The sequence below is a fragment of the Actinomyces procaprae genome, assembly GCF_004798665.1.
Taxonomy (GTDB): Bacteria; Actinomycetota; Actinomycetes; order Actinomycetales; family Actinomycetaceae; genus Actinomyces; species Actinomyces procaprae.
In genome coordinates, this window is the sequence record NZ_CP039292.1 from 3,507,276 (window position 1) to 3,529,728 (window position 22,453).

Here is a 22,453-nt window from a genome sequence, read left to right on the forward strand (position 1 = left end):
GCCCGACCGCCTACCGGCCGGCCGCGTCACGACCTGCCGACGCCGACGCGCTCGGGGGCGGCGACGTCCGGTGATGTGGGCGTGCCGTCCGGGGCGGGGCCCAGGTCCGCGATCAGGTCCCGGGTGGTGCGGCCGTCGCCCGAGGCGTTGTCAATGCCGTTGAGCGGGCGGTCCGCGGCCGCCGACGCCGTTCCCATCCCGTCGCCCCGCTGGGCGGCGTTCGACGGCGCGGCCTGCGCGGCATCCTCCTGCATCATGAAGGCGGTGGAGATCATCAGCTTGATGCGGTTGAGCTGGTTGACCTCGCTGGCGCCGGGGTCGTAGTCGATGCCGACGATGTTGGCCTGCGGGTAGCGGCGGCGGATCTCCCGGAACATGCCCTTGCCGACCACGTGGTTGGGCAGGCAGGCGAAGGGCTGGCAGCACACGATGTTGGGGGCGCCGTGCTCGATCAGCTCGATCATCTCGGCGGTCAGCAGCCAGCCCTCACCGGCCTGGTTGCCGAGGCTGAGGATCTCGCCGGCCTTCTCGGCCATTTCCGCGATCGGGGACTCGACGTCGAACTTGCCGCCGGCGGCGGCCAGGGCGGCCCGGGCGGGGGCCTGCACCTGCTCGATGAACCACACGCCCGCCTTCTTCTGGTAGACGGTGTCGGTGCCGATGCCGTAGGTGTCCGCCTTCCACTGGGCGGTGGTCATGCCGTTGAGGAAGAAGCCCAGCAGCCCGGGGACGACGGCCTCGCAGCCCTCGGCCTCGATCTGGTCGACCACGTGGTTGTTGGCGTCCGGCTGGAACTTGACCAGGATCTCCCCCACGACGCCGACGCGCGGCTTGCGGGGCACGTCCGCCAGTTCCAGCGCGTCGAACTCGCGCACCATCTCACGCAGCAGTCGGCGGTAGCCGATGCGTCCGCCCCAGGTGGCGGAGCGCCCCTTGTGCTCGAAGAACTCGCAGGTGATGGCATTCCAGCGCTCATACAGGGCCTGGGCGGAGCCGGGAACCGCCTCGTAGGGGCGCACCCGCAGCAGGCAGGTGCTCAGGGTGTCGCCGATGACGACCCCCTGCAGCGCCTTGTAGGCCATGGTGGGGGTGAGCTTGAAGCCGGGGTTGGCCTCAATGCCCTGCAGGGAGACGGCCAGCACCGGGATCTGCGGGTAGCCGGCCTCACGCAGGCCCTTGCGGAGCATGGCGGCGTAGTTGGTGGCGCGGCACATGCCGCCGGTCTGGGAGATGGCCACCACGCACTTGTCCGGGTCGTGGGAGCCGTCCTCGAAGGCGCCGATGAGCTGGCCGATCACCATGATGGCGGGGAAGCAGGCGTCGTTGTTGACGTAGCGCAGCCCCACCTCGAGGTCGGACTTGCTGGCGGACTCCAGCAGCTCGACCTTGTACCCCAGGCGCCGCATGAGCGGCACCAGCGGCCGGAAGTGGATCGGGCTCATCTGCGGCATGAGGATCGTGTGGGTCTGGCGCATCTCCTCGGTGAACACCGGGGTGGTGGCGGCGGGCAGGCTCCGTTCGCTGCGGGCCACACGCCCGGCGAGCGTGTGGTCGCCGTCGTCCGCGGGCGCGGTGGTGTCGACCTCGACCGGCTCGTCCGCGAGGTCCTGCGCCTGCTCGGCGACGACGTCCTCCGCCTCGCCCGCCTCCCGCCGCCGACGGCGTGCCTCGCTGGCGGCGGCGAGCGAGCGCAGGCGGATGGTGGCGGCGCCGAGGTTGGAGACCTCGTCGATCTTGAGGGTGGTGTACACCCCGCCGGCGGACTCGAGGATCTCCTGCACCTGGTCGGTGGTAACGGCGTCGACGCCGCAGCCGAAGGAGTTCAGCTGCACCAGTTCCAGGTCGTCGGCCCGGGTGACCAGCTCGGCGGCCCGGTACAGGCGCGAGTGGTAGGCCCACTGGTCGCGCACGCGCAGCTTCGGGGACACGTTGGCCACGGCGACCGACGCCGTCGGCGCCTCCAGCCCCTCCGCGGTGACGTCGGACCAGTCGGCGGGCGCCTGCGGGTCCTCCTTGCCGCGGCCCAGGCCGCGGCGGATGGAGGCGACGGCGCGGGACAGCGCCCCGCCGGCCACCTGGTGCTCGACGCCGTCCCCGGCGCCGTCGAGGGACGGCTCGGGCTCGGGCAGGATCGAGTCCTCGGAGAGGACGGCCATGCCCAGGGTGTTGATGACGTCGGGGACGCCGTGGTTGATCTCCGGGTCGATGTGGTAGGGGCGGCCGGCCAGCACGATGCCCTTGCGGCCGTTCTCGCGCATCCACTCCAGGGTGCGGCGGCCCTCGGCGCGCACGTCCGCCTTGAAGGCGGCGTCCTCGGCGAAGCCCGCCGCTACGGCTTTGCGCGCCTCGGGGAGGGTGACGTTCCAGTCGGCGAACACCTCCACCAGCCGCTCGGCCAGCTTGGCCGGGTCGGCGAGGTTCAGGAAGGGGGCGAGCATGCGCACGCCGCCAGGGCCGACGGGAGCCCTTGTGCCCTTCGCAGCCGGTCCCTGCGGGACGGGAGTGGCAGCGGCCTGCGTCTCACCGGCTGCGCCGTCGCGAATCGCCTCGATGTTGTTGCGGATGACCTCGGGGTAGGTGGCCACGATCGGGCAGTTGTAGTGGTCGTCGGCGCCGTCGACGAGTCCGCGCTCGTAGAAGACGCAGGGGAACCAGATGGTCTTCACGCCCTTTTCGATAAGCGACTGGACGTGACCGTGGGCGAGCTTGGCCGGGTAGCACACGTTCTCGGAGGGGATGGAGTCCATGCCCTGCTCGAACAGCTCGTGGTTGGAGCGGCCCGACAGCATGACGCGGAAGCCCAGCTGGGTGAGGATCGTGAACCACAGCGGGTAGTTCTCATACATGCCCAGCACCCGGGGCACGCCGATCTCGCCGCGCGTGTCCTGCCCCTGGCGCAGGCGCCGGTAGGCGAAGGTGCGCCGGTACTTGTAGTCGTACAGGTTGGGCATGTCGGACTTGGTCTTGCGGCGCTCCTGGGTGGCACCGCGCTCGCAGCGGTTGCCGGACACGTGCCGCTGGCCGTCGTTGAAGGTGGTGATGGTCAGCTTGCAGTGGTTCTGGCACAGCTTGCACACCGCGGTCTCGGTGGTGAAGCCGAAGCGGGACAGCTCGGCCAGGCTCATGAGCGTGCCGGGGACGCCGTCGTAGGTCTCGTGGGCGGTCAGGGCGGCGCCGAAGCAGCCCATGAGCCCGGCGATGTCGGGGCGGACCACCTCGCGTCCGGTGAGCAGCTCGAAGGCGCGCAGCACGGCGTCGTTGAGGAAGGTGCCGCCCTGGACGCTGATGCGCTCGCCCAGCTGGGAGGCGTCGCGCAGCTTGATGACCTTGTACAGGGCGTTGCGCACCACCGAGTAGGACAGTCCGGCGCTGATGTCGCCGGGGGTGGCGTTCTCCTTCTGGGCCTGCTTGACCGAGGAGTTCATGAACACGGTGCAGCGGCTGCCCAGGTCCACGGGGCTGTCCGCGGTCAGGGCGGAGGCGGAGAACTCCTGGATGGACTGGCCCATCGACTGGGCGAAGGTCTGCAGGAAGGAGCCGCAGCCGGCGGAGCAGGCCTCGTTGACGGAGATGGAGTCGATGGCGCCGCCGCGGATGCGCAGGTACTTCATGTCCTGCCCGCCGATGTCGATGACGCTGGTGACGCCGGGGTTCAGGTGGGCGGCGGCCCGGTAGTGGGCCATGGTCTCCACCACACCCTCGTCGATGCGCAGCGCGGCCTTGACGATGCCCTCGCCGTAACCGGTGACGCAGGAGCGGACGATGCGCACGTGCTCGGGCATCTCCAGGTGGATGCGGCGCAGGATCTCGACGGCGGCGGTGACGGGGTCGCCCTCGTTGCCGGCGTAGTGCTCCCAGACGATGCGGTTTTGCTCGTCGACGACGACGGCCTTGATGGTGGTGGAGCCGGCGTCGATGCCCAGGAAGCAGTCCTCGTAGCGGGTGGGGGCGCCGTCGGCGGCCGCGGCCTCGGCGGACGGGGCGGGCCAGCCGACCCGCTCCACGGTGGCCCGGGCGTGGCGGGCGCGGAAGGCGGCGAGCTCGGCGTCGTCGGCGAACAGGGGGCGCATGCGGCTGGCGCCCGTGCTGGCGGCGCGGCCGGAGGCGAGGCGGTCGGAGACCTCGGTCAGCGGCGTCGGCTCCTGGCCCGCGAGCAGGGCGGCGCCGACGGCGACGTACAGCTGGGCGTCGTCGGGGCAGGTGAAGGAGTCGACCTGGTCGGCCAGGGTGCGCTCGAAGGCCCGGCGCAGCTCGGGCAGGAAGTGCAGGGGGCCGCCCAGGAACATGACGTTGCCGCGGATGGGGCGGCCGCAGGCCAGGCCGGCGATGGTCTGGGTGACCACGGCCTGCAGCACGGAGGCGGCCAGGTCCTCGCTGGCGGCGCCCTGGTTGATCAGCGGCTGGAGGTCGGACTTGGCGAACACCCCGCAGCGCGAGGCGATCGGGTAGAGGGTCTGGTAGTTCGCCGCCAGGGCGTTCAGGCCGGAGGCGTCGGTGTGCAGCAGCTGCGCCATCTGGTCGATGAAGGCACCGGTGCCGCCCGCGCAGGTGCCGTTCATGCGCTGCTCGGGGGTGGGGTGCAGGTAGGTGATCTTGGCGTCCTCGCCGCCGAGCTCGATGATGACATCGGCCTCGGGGTTCTTGGCCTGGACGGTGCGCGTCTCGGCGATGACCTCCTGCACGAAGGGCAGGCCCATCAGGTTGGCCAGGTTGAGCCCGGCGCTGCCGGTGACGGCGCCGCGCACGCGGGCGCCCGGGAAGGCGGCCGCGACCTCGGCCAGCAGGCGGGAGACCTCGCCGCGCACGTCGGCGTTGTGGCGGCGGTACTCGGAGAAGACGGGGGCGGGGAAGGGCTCGCCATCCACCGGCTCGGGCAGCAGCACGAGCTTGACGGTGGTGGAGCCGACGTCCAGGCCCAGGCGCAGGGGCACGGCCCCGGAGTAGTCGGCGCCGGCCTCGCGGGCGACCGTGGCCGCGGGCGCGCTCGCGGCGAGTCGGGTGGGGAAGGAGGGCATGCCCAAGGGGATCGCCATGAGGGAGGGGCCGCGCCCGGCGACGGGCGAATCAGTGGCCGTCGGCGGGGCGGGCAGGGCGAGGTCCTGCGCGTCGCTGCGGCCGGCGTCGGCGTTCCTAGTCATCAATCCACCTCTCGACCCCATCGGAATGCGTACTTCCGGGACCACGGGGACCCGGGGTCGTGTGGAACCGTAATCACGGGTGACGCCGGGCTTCAACGGTGTTGAAATTACTCCGGCCCAGGACCTCCGTCCCGGCCGGGTTTTCCTTGGAAGCGTCGCGAAACGTGCGCTCGCGGTTCAACCAGACCTGGACGGCGTTGAATATTGCGCATGCATGCTTTTCTAATTGCGGGCGGGCTGGCGGCCGCCCCGCGGGAGTCGGCGCGCATCCCCGCCAGACCCCGGTTCAGCCCGCGCCGCCGTACCCGCCGACGCCGCCACACCCGCGCCGCAGTCGCCCCCAGTCAACTAACCTCCAAGCATGAGCGACGCGGCCACACCCGCCCCCGGACACCGTCGGGGGCCCCGCTCCGGGAGCCGTACGGGCGGAGGCACCGAGACCACGCGCGACGCCATCCTCGACGCCGCCCGCAGCTCCTTCCTGGCCAGGGGATTCGCCAAGACCACCATCCGCGGGGTCGCCCGCGCCGCCGGCGTCGACCCGGCGCTCGTGTCCTATTACTTCGGTTCCAAGGGCGATCTGTTCGGCGCCTCCATGAACCTGCGTATTCGCGCCAGTGAGGAGATCGCGAAGGTGGTCTCCGGTGACATCCGCACCGCCGGGCCGCGGCTGGTGCGCCTGGCCATGACCGCCTGGGACGACTCCTCCGGCGGGGCCACGTTCCGGGCTCTGCTGCGCTGGGTCGCCACCGACGACGGCGCCCCCGAGGCCGTGCAGGCCTACGCCACCGAGCAGATCGCCGCCCCGGTCATGCAGGCCCTGGGGCAGCTCGGCGTGCTCGGTCCCGACGCCCGCGAACGCGCCACCCTGGCCGCCAGCCAGCTGGTCGGACTGGCGATGATTCGCTACACCTACCGGGTCGAGCCGATCGCCAGCGCCTCCGTCGACCACCTGGTTGAAGTGGTCGGGCCCACGATTCAGCACTACCTGACCGGCCCGCTGCTGCGGCGGACGCCGGAGGGGCACTGACCGGCCGCCGTCGGCCGGAAATCCGGGCCGCGCACCGCCGTCGGCCGGGGAGCGCTTCCCCCACCCGGCCCCAACGGACTTGCGGGCGGGTTCGTCCGAATGCCGTTCCGTGTCCCGGCGCGTCACACGTTCCCGTTAGCATGGGGGAGTGATCTTCAAGGCCGTCGGCGACTGCGCCCCCTACCCCGACCACGGGGTCGCCGCGCAGCGTGACTGGGCGGCCATCGCACCCCGCCAGATTCGGCTCGACCAGTTGGTGACCACGCGCGCGCAGCTGGACCTGCGCGGCCTGCTGGACGACGACTCCACCTTCTACGGGGACCTGTTCGCCCACGTGATCGCCTGGAATGGGGAGCTGTACCTGGAGACCGGGCTGCACCGGGCCCTGCGCGCCGCGCTTCAGGGGCGCACGTCGATCCATGCGCGCGTCCTTGAGCTGGCCAACGACGGCCGCCCCCTACCCTCCCCGCCGCCGCCCACGGAGTAGACGGCGGCGGGCTCCTTCAGCCCTGCCGGCGGGCCCGCTTGGAGTAGGCCGGGCCCTCCAGCTCGGTGCCCGCGGGCGCCGACGCCGGTGAGGCCTCCTCCAGGTTCGTGCCCCGCAACCGGGAGATCGCCCGCATGACGTGGTAGACGACGATCGCGGCCAGCGAGCCCAGCGCGATGCCCGCGAAGGTCATGTCGCCCCAGCTGAAGGTGTAGTCGGCGATGGCGATGACCATGGCGACGGCTGCCGTGTTTAGGTTGACCGGGTCGGAGAAGTCCACCCGGTTCTGCACCCAGATACGCACCCCGAGCATGCCGATCATGCCGTACAGGACCGTCGCCGCCCCGCCCAGGACGCCGGCGGGAATGGTGGCGATGATGACGCCGAACTTCGGCAGCAGGGACAGTCCCAGGGCGGTGGCCGCCGCAATCACGTACGCCGCCGTGGAGTACACGCGGGTGGCCGCCATGACGCCGATGTTCTCCGCGTAGGTGGTTGTGCCCGAGCCGCCGCCCGCACCGGCGAGCATGGTGGACACGCCGTCGGCCAGGAGCGCGCGACCGGTCACGTCGTCGAGGTTCTCCCCCGTCATGGCGGCCACCGACTTCACGTGCCCGATGTTCTCCGCGACCAGCACCAGCACCACGGGGATGAACAGTCCCAGGAGGCTGAAGTCGAAGGCGGGGGCACGGAAGTCCGGCACGCCGATCCAGCCCGTCTGGGAGACCTGGGAGAAGTCGACCTCACCGCGCACACATGCGGTGGCGTAGCCGATCAGCACACCGATGAGGATCGACAGACGCCCCACGATGCCCTTGAACAGCACGGTGATCACCAGGATGGACACGATCGTCACCAGCGCGGTCACCGGGGCGGTCTTGACGTTGTTCCAGGCGCTCGGGGCGAGGTTGAAGCCGATCAGGGAGACGATCGCGCCCGTAACGATGGGCGGCATGAGGCGGTCGATCCAGCCGGTGCCGGCCACGTGGACGATCACGCCGATGACCGCCAGCAGCGCCCCGACGGAGATGATCCCGCCCTGCGCCAGGGCGGCCTTGGCCTCATCCAGCGGCACCCCCGCGTCCGCGGCGTACCCGGTCACGGCACCGATCGGGGCGATCAGCGCGAAGGAGGAGCCGAGGTAGCTGGGCAGGCGGCCGGAGGTGACCAGGATGAACAGCAGCGTGCCCAGCCCGGTGAAGAACAGGGTCGTGGACGGGTTGAAGCCCGTCAGCAGCGGAACCAGGAAGGTCGCCCCGAACATGGCGACGACGTGCTGGACGCCGATGCCGACGGTGCGCGGCCAGCTCAGGCGCTCGGAGGGGGTGACGACCTCACCGGGGGCGATGGAGCGCCCATCGCCGTGGAGGGTCCAGCCGCGCAGGCGGCGTTTGCGGTTGGAGGGCTGGTCGGAGGGCACGTGGGCTCCTGTCGCGTGGGGGACGGGGACCGGCTTGCGGGCGGTCCCCGCACGCCGGAGCAGCAGGGCCCGGCAGAGCCCTGCCGGGGCCACAGTCTAGAAGCCGCCGCCGACGCCCACGTGAACTGTCCGCACCCGCCGGCGTCGACCTCCCCTCCCGGCGCGCACCCGGTCACATACCCCCGCGACACGGCTTTCACAGGAAGCGCATAGACCCGCCTCATAGCGTGGAACACGGTCCGAGACGGCGGTGGCCGTCCCCGCAACGAATGAAAGCAGCCCATGTCCCTCAGTACCCTCGCCTACATCGGTATCGACCTGATCGCCCTCATAGTGCTGGTCGGAGTCCTGTACACGCGGCGGCACGCCCGCAAGGACCTGCTGGCCGCCTACGTGGGCGTCAACGTCGGCGTCCTGGCGGTCACGCTGCTGCTGTCGACGGCCTCCGTCGGTGCGGGGCTGGGTCTGGGCCTGTTCGGCGTGCTGTCGATCATCCGCCTGCGCTCCACCGAGCTTTCCCAGCACGAGGTCGCCTACTTCTTCGCCGCCCTGGCCCTGGGCCTGCTCGGCGGCATCACGGCGGCCCCGCTGGCGATGACGGCGCTGCTGATGGGCCTCGTCGTCGCCTCCCTGTGGGTCGCCGACCACCCCGCGCTCATGCGCCGCAACCGCCACCAGGTCATCATGCTGGACCGCGCCATCACCGACGAGGACACCCTCATCGCCCACCTCGAGCAGCTGCTGGACGCGCAGGTGCGCTCGGTGGAGGTGCAGCGCCTCGACCTGGTCAACGACACCACCCTCGTCGACGTCCGCTTCCGCCTGCACCCGACGGGAGACTCGCAGGCGACGCCGTCGGCCGCCCGCACGGCGGTGACCGCACCCGCCCCGGCGCCGGCGCCCCCGTACACGCCGTCGGCGCACGCCCCCCGCCCCCAGCACGCCGCCACGGCCACCACCACAGACACCGCCGACTACCTATTCCCGCCTGTCGCGCAGCCCGTCGGCCGCTGACGCGGGCCAGGACGGGCAAGCCGCCTCACACACCGCACAGCCACAGGAGCCTCCCACCATGAATCAGCACCTGCACACCGGCTCACTGTCCACAACCACACTGGACGAGCTCAACTCCGCCGCCGGCCTGCTCACCCGCGTGGACCGCAAGTACCTGCTGCCGCTGCCGACGGCCCAGGAAGTGGTCGACTCCCTGGCCGGGCAGGCCCGGGTGCTGTGCATCGACGCAGACAGGAGCTTCGCCTACGCCTCCACCTACTTCGACACTCCCGGGCTGGACTCCTACCTGCTGACGGCACGCAAGCGCCGTCGTCGGTTCAAGGTGCGCACCCGCACCTACCTGGACTCCGGGCTGTGCTTCCTGGAGGTCAAGACCCGGGGCCCGCGCGGCGCCACGGTCAAGAAGCGCATGCCCTACGCGCCCGCCGACGCCGACCGGCTCACCGCCGCCGGGCTCTCCTTCATTGCCGACTGCCTGGTACTCGCGCAGACCTGCTCGGCCGAGCACGCCCGCAGGGTCGCCGACCTGCTGGTCCCCGTGATGCGCACCGCCTACGAGCGCAGCACCCTGCACCTACCGCAGGCGAACTCCCGCATGACTGTCGACACCGGCCTGACCTGGAGCCCCGTCGGGCCCATGGATGGCGGCGCACAGGACTGCGAGACGGCGTCGGCGAACGACCTGGTGATCGTCGAGACGAAGACCCCGGCGACGCCGTCGCCCGCCGACCGGCTGCTGTGGGCACGCGGGCACCGCCCCGCCAGGATCTCCAAGTACGCCACCGGCATGGCCCTGCTGCACCCGCGGCTGCCGGCCAACAAGTGGCACCGGGTACTCAGCCACGAACTCGCCGGCTCCCGGCGCGACAGCTCCCGGCACCTGGCATCCGCAGCCTGAGCCGCCGCGCCCATCGCGCGCCGTCGCCCCCACTACATCGAAGGAAAAGGACACCGCACACATGAACACTCCGCTCAGGCACCTGCACGGCACCGGAAACCACACGGGCCACACCACCCGCCGCACCCGCCGTATTCACACCCGCATGCTGGTACCCCTGGCAGCGATTGCGCTGGCGGCCGGATGCTCCACCGGCACCACCTCCACCGCCGCGTCCTCCGGGACCAGCGCCGCGGGGGGCGACTCCTCCGCAACCGCCTGGACCACAATCACAAGCGAGGTGGCGGCGGCCTCCACTGGGGCGAGCGTCGCCGACATCCTCGCGGCGAACACCGACACCTCCGGGGCGGTCTCCGCCGTCACCGCGGACGACGACGCCGGCACCTACGACGCGGCCGCCGCCACCACGATCACCTTGTCCGGCAACTCGGCCAGCGCCGCCGGCGACGGGGCGGGCGGGGTAAGCGTGGACGGCAGCACCATCACCATCACCGGCGCCGGCACCTACGTCCTGACCGGTGAGCTGACCGACGGCAAGGTGATCGTCAACGCCGACGGCGCCGAGGTGCGCCTGGTGCTCGACGACGCCTCCATCAGCAACACGAGCGGCCCGGCCATTGACATTCAGGACGCGGGCAGCGCCGTCGTCGTGCTGGCCGCGGGCACGGAGAACACGCTCACCGACGGGGAGACCTACGCCGACACCGGCGAGGACGCCCCCACCGCGGCCCTGTTCTCCTCCGACACCGTGGTGCTCACCGGCACCGGCTCACTGACCGTGACCGGCAACCACAATGACGCGATCTCCTCCAAGAACGGCCTGGTGATCCAGGGCGCGCCCACGCTCACGGTGGACGCCGTCGACGACGGCATCCGCGGCAAGGACTACCTGGTCATCTCCGGCGGCACCATCACGATCACCGCCGGCGGGGACGGGCTGAAGTCCACGGAGGACGACGACGAGGCCATGGGCTTCATCGCCCTGGGCGCCGCCGACATCACCATCACCTCCGGCGACGACGGCGTGTCCGCGACCACCGACGTCACCGTGGACGGCACCACACTGAGCGTGACCGCGGGCGGCGGGCAGGCGAACGCCACCCAGGATGCGGGCCTCGGCGGGGCGCCCGGACAGTGGGGCCAGCAGGCGGGCGACCAGGCCGCGCAGACGGAGGAGTCCACCGCCGTCGACACCGACGACGAGGACGAGTCCGGCGTCGACGACGCCGCCAAGCCCAAGGGCGTCAACGCCGGCGTCAGCTACACGCAGGCGGACGGCACCGTAACCCTGGACGCCGCCGACGAGGGCCTCCAGGGGGCCTTCATCAACATTGCGGGCGGGGCCCTGACGATCACCTCCGGCGACGACGGCATCAACGCCACCAACGGCGACTATGTGATCGAGGGCTACGAGACCGTCGACTCCGAGTCCGACGACGGCTCGGTGCTGACGATCTCCGACGGGCAGGTGCAGGTGTCCTTCACCTACTCCGACGGCATTGACTCCAACGGGTCGGCGTATGTGACCGGCGGGCAGGTCGTCGTCTCCGGCCAGGCGGGCTCCATGGACGGGGCGGTGGACGTCAACGGCGAGAGCCAGATCTACGGCGTCACCGGCTCCCCGAGCGTGTCCGCGGGCGACACCATCACCGTCACCGGCGCCGACGGCGCCTCCTGGGAGATGACCAGCGTGTTCACCTCCCAGTACCTCACCGTGCTGGGCCTGACCGAGGGCGAGGAGTACACGGTGGCCACCACCTCGGGCGGCTCGGCCACCGGCACCGCCGCGGCGCTCAGCTCGGGCATGGGCGGCATGGGAGGCCAGGCGCCGTCCGGGGACGTCGGCGGCCAGGGCGGCCAGGCCCCCACCGGGGATATGCCCACCGACGGCGGCCTGGGCGGCGATGCCGGCCAGGCCCCCGCCGACGGCGCCGCCACCGACCAGGGCTGACGTCCTGCGGCCACCATCCCCGTCTACTGCGGCGCTTCGGCGCTAACAACGCCGGTTAGCGGTCTGTTGAACAGCCACCAGGCACTCACAGCAGACCGCTGACCGGCGTCATATTCGGCCTTGGGTTCTCGAGGGAGCCGCGGGCCGCCGATCAGCTCAGGTGCTCCTTGAGGAAGGTGTCGACGACGTCGAGCACGCCGTCCTGCCAGAAGGGGGCGCCGCCGTGGTCGGCGCCGGCCAGCCGGTAGAAGGTGACCTCCTGGCCCTTGGCCTGCAGGTCCTCCACCAGCCAGACGGACTGGGAGAAGTTGACGATGCGGTCCTTGTCCCCATGGACCACCAGCAGTGGTGGCAGGGCGCGCCGCGAGGCATGCGGCACGTGGTCCATGATGACGGTGGGAGCCACCAGCTCGGGATGCTCGTCCACCCGTACGTGGCCGATGAGCCAGCCCTCGGGGGAGTCGGCCTCCAAATGGTCCTGAATGGACGGGTACTCGTTCATCCGGCCGATGTGGGTGGGGCCGTAGTAGTCGACGAAGGCGCGCAGGCCCAGTGCCTCGGCGACGGGCTCGTCGGAGAAGGCGGGATCGTCGTCGGCGCCGCCCGTGCCGGTGGCCCAGGTCATCAGGGTGGTGTGACCGCCGGAGGAGTCGCCCCACATGGCCATGCGATTGACGTCGACGTGGTACTCGGCGGCGTGGGCGCGCAGCCAGCGCACCGCCGTCTTGGCGTCCTTGGCCTGGGCGGGGAAGGGCGCCACCTCGCTGCCGCGGTACTCGACGATGGCGATCACGTACCCGCGGGCGGCGAAGGCCACCAGGTTGCCCAGTTCATGGCCGAGCTGCTGGGTGTGGAAGGCGGAGCCCTGCACGTACAGGATGGTGGGGTAAACGTCGGTTGCGGTGTCCGGGAAGGCGGCCCGACGCGGCGGCATGATGATCTGCAGGTGGAGCGTGCGCCCGGACTTCTCGGCGTAGGGCACGTTCAGGTGGACCTCCCCGTAGCGGGGTTCGTCCACCGCGGGCAGCGTGCGCATGCCGGGCACGGCCAGCTCGGAGGCGGGGAAGTCGGCGGGCTCGACGCGCCGGGGCGGGGTGAATAGGAAGTCAGTCATGGCGTGCTCCATGTCAGTAGGACGGCGTCGGCCGCGGCACAATCCATAATGCCTCCCCGGGGATGCCGCATGCCATCCATGGAGAAACCGTGGAGTTGCTCGAACGGTGAAAGCTCCCCGGTACGCCTTCGATCGCGTCGGCCAGCTTCTCAACGATTCGCGGGTCACTTCGATCGGGAGAACGTCGATCTCTCGAGAGACCGTCGCCTCCGCTGGGAGCTCATCCTCCTGGTAGGTACCGAGGATCGACTGCGAACCGATGACGATGGCTTCGCGGCTTCTTCGCGTTTGAGGGTGTGGTGGCTGGCGTGTTGCAGAGTCAGGGAGCTGGTGAGCCTGCCGGTTCACCGTGCCGGACTTGGCTGCCGGCAACCCCGGGGTCTGGAAGCGGGTTCATCTACAACGCCACTTCGGGGTTAACAACGCCAGTTAACCGTCTGCTGAAGGGCTCCGAGGTATACAGCAGACCGTTAAGTAGCGTTGTTAACGTCCAACCGGCGCAGCAGACACCTCACCCCACCACCGCACCCGTAAACGCCAGAAGCCGGTGAACGGGCGTAGCAGACGAGTTCGGGACCACCAGCGGCGGCGGCATAAGCTCCGGGCATGACCATCGTTGAGGCATCCGCCGTCGCCCCGCTCGCCCGTCACCTGGCCGGGCCGCTGGACGACGCCGCCGCGCCGGTGCTCGTCCTGTCCCACGGCATCACCGACTCCGCGGCCTGCTGGATCGAGGCCGTGGACCGCTGGTCTGCGTTCGGCTACCGGATCGTCGCCCTGGACGCCCGCGGGCATGGCGACTCCCCGCGCTGGGATCAGCCGGACCTGGCCAACCAGAGGACGACCGGCGAGCGCCTGGCCGCCGACCTGGTGGACGTGCTGGAGGACCTGCGCGCGCACGGCCTGCGCGGCGAGGGGCCGCTGCGCGCGCCGCTCGCCGTCGTCGGGCACTCCATGGGCGGGGTGACCAGCCTGGACGTGGCCGCGCACCGCCCCGACCTGGTGGACGCCGCCGTCGCCGAGGACCCGGCCTTCGTCACGCCGATCTGGCGGCGTCTACTGGCTATGAACGCCTACCGCCAGGTGCGGGAGATGCGGCAGATCGCCGCCGACCCACAGGCGCGCTTCGAGCTGGAGATGCGCAACAACCCCACCTGGTCGCCGCGGGAGACCCGCGCCAGCGTGGAGGCCGCCTGCGGCGTCGACCTGGCCTTCATCGCGCAGGGCTGCGTGTCCCCGCCGACCCCCTGGGAGGAGGTCATCGACTCCCTGGCGGTGCCGACGCTGATCGTCACCGGCACCGAGCGGGTGGTGCTGCGCGGTGACAATCTCACCAACATCACGCGTCGCGCGAACCCAACCATTGAGACCGCAGTCATCGAGGGCGCGCCTCACTGCGTGCGCCGCACTTTCCCCGACCGCTTCCACGCCATCACCGACCCCTGGCTCGCCCGGCGTCTTCACGCAGGCGCATATGCCGCCTACCGGCAGTGACGTAATCGGCTCGCCGTCTGCTCCATGTGACCGGTGATCCACTCGCGCACCGGCGCAGGTGCGGCGTCAATGCTCTCCCGGCTGGAGAAGAATCGGTCCACCGTGTCATCGACGACGTCGAGCACATCCTCATCGCCGACGGCGAGCCCATTCTGGAGCCGGACGAAGTGCTCCCGGGTGACCTCAGCTAGCCTGCTGGCGCCGAAGAAGGGCAGGCCGAGCTCCGCATGATTCGGATACGCTGCGGTACACACCAGGTCATAGGCGGGTGAGAGCCGCGCGCGCCGCCCGTCGGGGTATATCAGCGACCAGTTCTTCAGGTGGGCGTCCCCGTTGCCGGCGAGCAGGTTGAATACCGTGCGACGGACCATCTCCTGCAGGGAGGCGTGGTCCCGCCCGCGGTAGGCCAAACCGGCGACCGTCTCCACACTGGACTGATACTTGCCGTCACCAATGCCGTACTTGTTCAGGACCTGCGCGAAGTCCTCGATATGTATACGGCCCTCAGGCGACCGGTCGAAGCGGCGTACGGCGTAGGCGTCGGTTTCTTCTGACAGCCAGGCGCCCGGCCCCAGATCGTCAATACTCTCCCGAGGCCACAGTGCAGCCTGAGGGACCTCGATCCCCACTTGCTCCGCCAGCTCCATGACTGACAGTTCGTTGGAGGCGACTCCCGGATACGCTGGATCGGGGATCTTAAGAATCCAGTCCCCGTCCTCCCCATGAGCCGGAACGACTAGGCGGCCGCCCCTCATACTCATGGAGTATTTCAAGGTCGTGCCCGCCAAAGATGCACGTCGTATAGCGCCCGCCGGCTTGAACTCCGGAGGCGGGATCAATTCTGCCCCCTCAAAAGATGCGTCATCATTCTCAACGACATCCGGCAGAACTTCAACCGCCCCGGGTAGATCTGTCCCGATCCTTTCGAGCAGGTCTATCTCGCGGTGCACGCTTACACCCTGCTCCTTCGCAATCAGGTCGCGGAGGCGCCCCTCGGGGAGCAGGTTGGAGAACCACGCCGGCACCCGGTTGGTGGCGTGCGGCTGCTTGCGTGGATGGTCCTCGAACCAGCGCCCAAGGACCATTCGTCCGGGACGATCCCAGTAGTCCGGATCAAATACGAGCTTCGTGAACGGCCCTCCATCAGGCTGGTCGCGCCTGTGAATGGAGGCCACGTGCTCGCCATGCAGGCGCACCGCGTACACCGAGTCACTCACGGCTACGCCTCCTCGCCGAACACGTAGTCTGACAGCGGCGGAGTGTCCTCCTGCCCCCAGGCGGTGCGCACCATCAGAAAATCAGTCAGATACCCTTGCAACGCCTCGGCGCGCAGTCGCAGGAACTCGCTGAACTCATTGGCCTGCAGCCGCTCCAGCATGGTCTCATCCAGCAGCAGAGAGCCCAGGTCCACTTGTGCATCCAGAGCCGTCAGCAACTCGCGCCGATCCAGCACGGAGATGAGCTTCGACGCCGCCACCGGAGCCTGGTCCTCAAGTTCCGATGGGGGAACAAGGTCCGCTACTACGGCGCGCGGCGTCGTCTCCCCCTCCAGCTGCTCAGCCAAGGCTTCGATGGTGAGTGGCTCGTTGGTGCGCACATCCACCGGATGAAGGTTCCACAATGCCGCCAGAATCATCTTTGAGTCCGCGCGAGTCGCGCGGAAGACCGTCAGTTCCGGAGGCTGCGGGCTCTCACTGAGATCGACTGCATCAAGGAGCCGCTGCACCGAGGCGGACTCTTCACCTCGTCTCACCCGCGCCGCCATGTCACGCAGGTCCGTCTGTGAGCCGCTGATACCAAGCGCATCGGCTCCCGCACTTGTGCGCCACAGCCAACGGGACAGCAGTTCCAGGTTACGGTCGGCCGGCTCGGGGAAGAGAGCAAAGAAACGTGTAAGAACCAGCAGCTGGAAGCGGAAGGGCAGAAACACCAGGTGCGGAATCCCGCAGCGCTCCTGCAAGAAGCGCGCCGCTTGCACGAGCGCCCGCTCCGTGGCCTGGTAGGCCTCCGCCTCGCTCTCCACAGGGAAGTCACTCACGCGACGACGACTTTCAGAGAACTCTCCGTGGACGTCCCTGGTGATGTCCGTATGCCTGCGCACCAGGATCGCCTGCACCACAACCTTGTCATCCAGCAAGCCAAAGCGGGTCTGCGCATGAACGCCTGCGGCAATGCCGGAGGTGGTGTTTCCCGCCTCGGGCCCGCCGTGGATGGCGTTGAAGATCTCCGCCGCGTTCAGGCGCTTGCCGCGGGAGTTGATCCGGTCGAACACCTCACGGAGCGTCTGCTCGTCTGCCTGTTTCATGACCGTGGCCGGCACAGTCACGCGGTTAAGCCTGCCCGCCATTTCCTGAACGTGTGTTGCCTGATCGGCGGCGTCCGGGTTGTCCGCAAGCCAGGCGAGGGCCCGGGAGAAGTCGAACAGGTCGGGCAATGGGATCACTAGCGGCTCTTCAAGCGAACGGCCGCCCACCACCGCCTTCTGCCGCAGCGAGTACCCCAGGGCGAAGCGCGGATCCTGCGCACCTTCGGGATCGATCGCGTTGACCAGGCTGGTGACGCGCTGCTGGCCGTCGACAACCCACAGCGCATCCGACCGTGCCGGTGCTTCAACGTGCAACGCGCCGATAAGCAGACCTTCTGCGTCGGCCTCACGCTGCCACAACAGCAGGCTGCCAAAGGGGAACCCACGCAGGATCGAGTCGAAGAGGCTGAGCACGTCCTTCCCGTCCCATCGGAAGGACCGCTGGAACTGAGGCACGCGCAGCCCTCCCGACTTCACGAGAGCGCGTAGCTCGGCGATTGTGTAGGCCTCGCTGCTCGACAGCGCCTGGGCAGTCTCCATATAGCGATCATGCCACGGACATACGACACAAACGCGAGTAGCGATCCGCCGCCAGTCGGTTGGGCGCGCAAGCCACCGGGCGGCGTAGGACGGCATCGCATTTAGTTCGACCGCCCGGTTCCTCCGGCTGGTACCGCCTACAGTGCCCCCATGAGCACCACCCAACTGGAGGTCTCGTGGACCGGCGTCGACGGCGCACTCACCCACGTCGGCACGCTGGCCCTCGAGGCGGACGCCCAGCGCCAGCGGTTCGCCTACGCCGCTGACTGGCTGGAGCACGGCTTCCCGATCGGAGTCGACCTCCCGCTGAGCACGGGACCGCTCTCCCCGCCCGACGGCGCCCCCACCTTCGGTGTCTTCGACGACGCCTGCCCGGGCCTGTGGGGCAGGGCGGTGATCGCGAGCGGCAACCGGGAGGAGCGCCCGTCCGGCCTCGGCCTGCTGGCGGCGGTGGCGGACGTCTCGCGCCAGGGCGCGCTGCGCTTGTCCGCGAGCGTCGACGCCGCCCCGCTCGCGCCCGGAGACCTCGCCTCAACCACCGACGCCAAGGCACTACTTGCAGACATCGAGTCCTTCCAGCGCGGAGACATAGACCGCGAGGGCACGCACCGTATCCTGCTGGGAGCCAGTAGCCAGGGCGGCGCCCGCCCCAAGCTGGCACTGCGGGACGACCGCACCGGTGGGATCGTCATGGCGAAGTATCCCGCGGTGGCCGACACCTACGACCTGCTCACCTGCGAGGCCGTGGCGCTGCAGGTGGCGCGCGACGCCGCCCTCAGCGCATGCTCGTATCAACTGCTCCGAATCGACGCCCACCGGGCAATCCTCTTGGTCGATCGCTTCGACCGTCGCGACCGCGGCCGCCTCGGCTACCAGTCGATGCACACGGCGGCGCAGCTGCACGAGGCCGGTGATTTCTCCTATCGAGCCGCCGTCGACGCGGCACGCGCGCTCGTCGGCACGCAGGCGGCGCGCGCCGTGGTGGCCCGCGCCGCCCTATCAATCTGTCTGCACGACGTCGACGATCATCCCTGGAACATGGGGTTCCTCCGGGATGCGGATGGCTGGCAGGCGGCGCCGGTATTCGACGTCGTCCCCTGCCCGGACGAACGGGACGGAACGCCACTGGAGGGGACGACGTCGGAGCGGAGCCTGGAGCAGCTGCTGGACCTGGACTGGGAGCTGCCACGCAGCGAAGTCCTCGACCTGACCACGCGAGTGGCGCAGGTTGCCCGAGGCGCCTGGGAGCGGGCACCGAAGGACTTCGGCCTGGACCCGCAGGACGCCCGGATGTGCGAGCGCATCATTGAATCGACCTGCGACTTCGACACGGTGCTCGACGGGCGCGAGGCCCGCTACGCCAGCTGAATCCCGTGGCATGCGGTCCCACTGCACCAGCCCTTCTTTCAACCGGGGCGATGTAGTATCGTTGCTACATCGCCCCTTTGAAGGAAGACGCGACCGATGACAGCCACCACCATGTCAAGCCGGGAGTTCAATCAAAACGTCTCCGCAGCCAAGCGGGCTTCGCACCAGGGCCCGGTCCTCATCACCGACCGCGGCGTCCCCGCGCACGTCCTGCTGTCCATTGAGGATTATCGGCGTCTCACCTCCGGGAACAAGGGAATCCTGGAGGCGCTCTCCATGCCCGGGCTGTCCGAGATCGAGCTGGACATCGAACCCGCCCGCGAACTACCGCGGGCCGCGGAGTTGGACTGATGCTGCTGGACACCAACGTCGTCTCCGAACTGCGCAAGGTCGGAGACGGACGCGCCGACCCACACGTCATGCGCTTCTTCTCCGACCTCGACGCAGACAGCCTCTACCTATCGGCGATCACCGTAATGGAGCTCGAACTCGGAATCGCCCGGGTTGAGCGGCGCGACCCAACCCAGGGAGGCCGCCTGCGCACCTGGATGGCGCACCAGGTTCTGCCGTTCTTCCACAATCGGATTCTTCCGGTAGACACCCCTGTCGCCTTGCAATGCGCACACCTGCACGTACCCGACCCCCGCCCCGAGCGAGATGCCTACATCGCGGCAACCGCGATGGTTCACGGCCTTACGGTGGTGACTCGTAACGTCGCCGGCTTCGCCCCCATGGGCGTGGCACTACTCAACCCCTGGGAGGCGGCTTAGGACACCGGCCCGCACGTCAGTCGGTGGAGCGCACCAGCCACCAGGCGGCGTAGGGCGGCACCGGCACCTGGCCGTCGCCGGCGCCCTCCAGGCTGGTGGAGCCCGCGGGCACCGTGTCGGTGAGCACGTCCACCGCCCCGAGCACCCCGTACTCGGCCAGCCGCGCCGCGGGCACGGAACGCCAGTCCGGAGTCACGTTGTACACGCCCACGAAGCTGCCGCGCGGGTGGTCGCGGAAGGTGACCAGCACGCCGTCGTCGTCGACGGGGGCGACGACGGTACGCACATCCGCGCTCAGCTGCGGCAGGGAGGCCCGCACCTTACCCATGTGGGCCAGGTCGGTGAACACCCGGCCGGGCACGGTGGAGCGGTCGTGGCGCTCGGCGACGGCGGCCTCGGACAGGCGCGGGCGCCCCGCCCAGCGGGAGTCGGACTCGTGGCCGGGCTCGGTGTCCCAGTTCGGGTCGTTGAACTGCGCCAGCTCATCCCCGCTCCACAGCACCGGGATTCCGCCCCATCCGTAGATGATGGCGTAGGCCAGGCGCATGGCGTTGAAGCGCTCCTCCAGCCACGTGCGCAGCTCCTCCTCCCGCCAGGCAGGCGTGCGCTCATCAATGCCGGCCACCGCCTCGGCGGCGGCCTCGATACCGATGAGGGAGGCCGCGGTCCCGGCGGTGCGCCGGTCGTTGGTGACCGGGTTGTACTGGAAGGTCAGGCCGCGGGCATCGCTCATCGGGTACAGGCCCGTGTACCAGTCGGCGAGGAACACCCGGTGCCAGTAGCCAGTCAGGCCCACGGCCTCGGCGTCGGCGTCGTCGATCGCCCAGCCGATGTCATCGTGGCAGCGGATGTAGGTGATCCAGGTGGCAGTGGACGGCTCGATCGGCAGCGAGGAGAGCGTCTGGGCGGCCAGGCTCACGCTGCGGCTGGCCAGCATGGACCACACCTGCACCATGAGGGAGTTGTGGTAGGCCAGGTCGGAGACCTTGCCGGTGTAGCGGCCCTGCCCCAGGTACTGCAGCAGCTCGGTGGGGGCCACAATCGCCTCCGCCTTCAGGGCGATGGCGGGGCAGGCGATGCGGGTCAGTGCCCGCAGCACCTCGGTGATGGAGTGAACCTCGGGCTGCCCCTGGCAGTCGGTGCCCTTGCGCTTGATGGTGAAGGCAATGGCGTCCAGGCGCAGCACCTCCACCCCGCGGTTGGCCAGTTCCATCACGATCTCGACGAACTCCTCCATCACCTGGGGGTTGCGCCAGTTCAGGTCCCACTGGAAGGAGTTGAAGGTGGTCCACACCCAGCCGTCAAGGTCCTCCTCCCAGGTGAAGTTGCCGGGGGCGAAGTCGGGGAAGATCTCCGGGAGGGTGCGCTCGTAGGCGTCCGGCTCGGTGCGGTCTGGGAAGATGAGGAAGTAGTCGCGGTAGCGCTGCTCGCCGGCGCGGGCCCGCTGTGCCCACTCGTGCTCACGGGCCACGTGGTTGAGTACCAGGTCGATGACCAGGCTCATGCCCTCCTTGCGCAGCTCGCCGGTCAGGTGGGCGAGATCATCCATATCACCCAGGTCGGGGCGCACCGCGCGGTAGTCGGCCACGGCGTAGCCGCCGTCGGAGTCGCCGGGACGGGGGGTGAGCAGCGGCATCAGGTGGAGGTAGCTGACGCCCAGCTCCCGCAGGTAGCCGATGCGCTGCTCCACGCCGCGCAGGTCGCCGGCAAAGCGCTCGGTGTAGCCGGAGTAGCCGATGCGGGAGGGGTCCTGCACCCAGGCGGGGTCGAGCGTGCGGGCCAGGTCGAGGTGGCGCAGCTCGGGGCTGCGGGCCGCGTATGCGCGGGCAGCCTCAGCCAGCAGGGTCACGGCGGTGCGCCCGGCCGCAGGCTCGCCGTACAGGGTCAGCAGGCCGTCGCTGACGTCCGGGTACCAGCGCTCGACGCGGGTGGTGAAGATCTCGCGCTCGGCGCGCGGCAGGCCGGCGAGCGCGGCGTCGACGGCGTCGCGGACCTCCTGGGGCACCACCACGGCCGCGGCTCCGGTGGACCAGGTGGAAGCGGATGCGGGGGTGCCAGTGGAGTCGGCGGGTGTGGGAGCACTCATACCTATATGGTCCCTGATCAGGCGTCCGCGCGGGAGGACTTTCGGGCAGCGAAGCTGCCGCAGGTACGCGCAGGTGTCACAAAACGCACCACTTTGAACCGCCGCGCCGTTGGGGCGTCTCCGTGAGCCGCGCGATTCCGCGGCAGAGTCGACCGGGCCCCGAGGACGCGCCCGGAAAGTGGTGCATTCTTTGACACTCGTAGCCGCATCCCGTGCCCGCAGATATCCCTCGGACTCCCCTCAGACATGATCCGGCACAACAAGAGTCGGATAGCGGTCACCTACTCCTCGGGGTGGAGGTGGGCGCGGTCGTAGCTCTCACGATGGGCCAGCACCTGCGCGGCGTTGACCTCGGCCCAGGCGCGCAGCGCGGCGATCGGCTCTGCGAGGCTCGCACCGAGCGCGGTGAGCGTGTAGTCCACGCGCGGCGGCACACCCGGGGTCTGCTCGCGCAGCACCAGCCCGTCCCGCTCCATAGACCGCAGGGTCTGGGCCAGCACCTTGGGAGTCACGCCGCCCACAGCCTCGCGCAGTTGACCGAAGCGCCGCGGCCCGCGCGCCAGTACCGCGACGATCAGCGGCGTCCAGCGGTCGACCACATGCCGCAGCACCGTTCGGGACGGACAGTCGGGTGACAGCACGTCGTAGGCGGCCAGTGGCCGACCCGCAGCCGTGCCCGTGGTGGCGGGAGCGGCCTCCGCCTCGGCTGCGGGTGCGGCGCCCATGCCCGCCGCAGAGGGCGCGGCGGCATCAAATGAATGTGACACGAGCAACTCCGTAGTTACCTTGAGGTACTTGGTTTCAAATAAATACTGTAGCAGCGTCGCCGCCCCACCGC

General features: G+C 69.8%; 16 protein-coding genes. 9 read left to right on the forward strand and 7 right to left on the reverse strand.

The features are described from left to right. Positions 1-26 precede the first annotated feature (26 nt). A complete protein-coding gene (locus tag E4J16_RS14635; protein ID WP_240038180.1) occupies positions 27-5,138 on the reverse strand; it encodes an acyl-CoA dehydratase activase-related protein in 5,112 nt (1,703 codons plus the stop codon). A gap of 361 nt (positions 5,139-5,499) precedes the next feature. Here E4J16_RS14635 and E4J16_RS14640 point away from each other — a divergent pair, with 361 nt between their 5' ends. Together E4J16_RS14640 and E4J16_RS14645 are read left to right on the forward strand one after the other, a co-directional pair. Beyond that, a complete protein-coding gene (locus E4J16_RS14640; protein ID WP_136314461.1) occupies positions 5,500-6,168 on the forward strand; it encodes a TetR/AcrR family transcriptional regulator in 669 nt (222 codons plus the stop codon). Positions 6,169-6,316: 148 nt separating this feature from the next. Continuing rightward, positions 6,317-6,655, forward strand: coding sequence for a type II toxin-antitoxin system VapB family antitoxin (locus tag E4J16_RS14645; protein WP_136192020.1), 339 nt, complete (start codon positions 6,317-6,319; stop codon positions 6,653-6,655). A gap of 16 nt (positions 6,656-6,671) precedes the next feature. Here E4J16_RS14645 and E4J16_RS14650 read toward each other — a convergent pair whose 3' ends face one another. Further along, positions 6,672-8,075, reverse strand: coding sequence for a uracil-xanthine permease family protein (locus tag E4J16_RS14650; protein WP_136192021.1), 1,404 nt, complete (start codon positions 8,073-8,075; stop codon positions 6,672-6,674). A 282-nt stretch (positions 8,076-8,357) separates the two neighbouring features. On the opposite strand from E4J16_RS14650, the gene E4J16_RS14655 reads away from it, so the two are divergent. The 3 genes from E4J16_RS14655 (at position 8,358) to E4J16_RS14665 (ending at position 11,938) form a co-directional block, all read left to right on the forward strand. Continuing rightward, positions 8,358-9,089, forward strand: a complete 732-nt coding sequence (locus E4J16_RS14655; protein ID WP_136314462.1) for a DUF4956 domain-containing protein — start codon at positions 8,358-8,360, stop codon at positions 9,087-9,089. Between the two features lie 58 nt (positions 9,090-9,147). After that, positions 9,148-9,987, forward strand: coding sequence for a polyphosphate polymerase domain-containing protein (locus E4J16_RS14660; RefSeq protein WP_136192023.1), 840 nt, complete (start codon positions 9,148-9,150; stop codon positions 9,985-9,987). A gap of 61 nt (positions 9,988-10,048) precedes the next feature. Further along, a complete protein-coding gene (locus E4J16_RS14665; protein ID WP_420809316.1) occupies positions 10,049-11,938 on the forward strand; it encodes a carbohydrate-binding domain-containing protein in 1,890 nt (629 codons plus the stop codon). A 151-nt stretch (positions 11,939-12,089) separates the two neighbouring features. Here the strand turns inward: E4J16_RS14665 and E4J16_RS14670 are convergent, their stop codons facing one another. After that, a complete protein-coding gene (locus E4J16_RS14670; RefSeq protein ID WP_204519873.1) occupies positions 12,090-13,052 on the reverse strand; it encodes an alpha/beta hydrolase in 963 nt (320 codons plus the stop codon). A gap of 606 nt (positions 13,053-13,658) precedes the next feature. Between E4J16_RS14670 and E4J16_RS14675 the strand changes: the two genes are divergently transcribed. After that, a complete protein-coding gene (locus E4J16_RS14675; RefSeq protein ID WP_136314463.1) occupies positions 13,659-14,546 on the forward strand; it encodes an alpha/beta fold hydrolase in 888 nt (295 codons plus the stop codon). Here the strand turns inward: E4J16_RS14675 and E4J16_RS14680 are convergent. Beyond that, positions 14,534-15,763: a type II toxin-antitoxin system HipA family toxin gene (locus E4J16_RS14680; RefSeq protein ID WP_136314464.1), complete on the reverse strand. Its 1,230-nt coding sequence runs from the start codon at positions 15,761-15,763 to the stop codon at positions 14,534-14,536. The genes E4J16_RS14675 and E4J16_RS14680 overlap by 13 nt on opposite strands. A gap of 2 nt (positions 15,764-15,765) precedes the next feature. Further along, positions 15,766-17,391, reverse strand: a complete 1,626-nt coding sequence (locus E4J16_RS14685) for a DUF262 domain-containing protein (RefSeq protein ID WP_136314465.1) — start codon at positions 17,389-17,391, stop codon at positions 15,766-15,768. Between the two features lie 150 nt (positions 17,392-17,541). Here E4J16_RS14685 and E4J16_RS14690 point away from each other — a divergent pair, with 150 nt between their 5' ends. From E4J16_RS14690 to E4J16_RS14700, 3 genes are all read left to right on the forward strand, one after another. After that, positions 17,542-18,759, forward strand: coding sequence for a type II toxin-antitoxin system HipA family toxin (locus tag E4J16_RS14690; RefSeq protein WP_136314466.1), 1,218 nt, complete (start codon positions 17,542-17,544; stop codon positions 18,757-18,759). 96 nt (positions 18,760-18,855) lie between these two features. Further along, entirely contained in the window at positions 18,856-19,110 is a 255-nt protein-coding gene (locus tag E4J16_RS14695) for a type II toxin-antitoxin system Phd/YefM family antitoxin (protein ID WP_136192029.1), read from the forward strand. Beyond that, positions 19,110-19,529 (forward strand): type II toxin-antitoxin system VapC family toxin, encoded by a 420-nt coding sequence (locus E4J16_RS14700; RefSeq protein ID WP_204519875.1) that lies wholly within the window; start codon positions 19,110-19,112, stop codon positions 19,527-19,529. Before E4J16_RS14695 ends, E4J16_RS14700 begins: the two co-directional genes overlap by 1 nt. 16 nt (positions 19,530-19,545) lie before the next feature. Here the strand turns inward: E4J16_RS14700 and E4J16_RS14705 are convergent, their stop codons facing one another. Both E4J16_RS14705 and E4J16_RS14710 read right to left on the reverse strand, forming a co-directional pair. Beyond that, a complete protein-coding gene (locus E4J16_RS14705; RefSeq protein WP_136314468.1) occupies positions 19,546-21,615 on the reverse strand; it encodes an alpha-amylase family protein in 2,070 nt (689 codons plus the stop codon). Positions 21,616-21,896: 281 nt separating this feature from the next. Continuing rightward, positions 21,897-22,340 (reverse strand): winged helix-turn-helix transcriptional regulator, encoded by a 444-nt coding sequence (locus tag E4J16_RS14710; protein WP_136192157.1) that lies wholly within the window; start codon positions 22,338-22,340, stop codon positions 21,897-21,899. Positions 22,341-22,453: the final 113 nt, after the last annotated feature.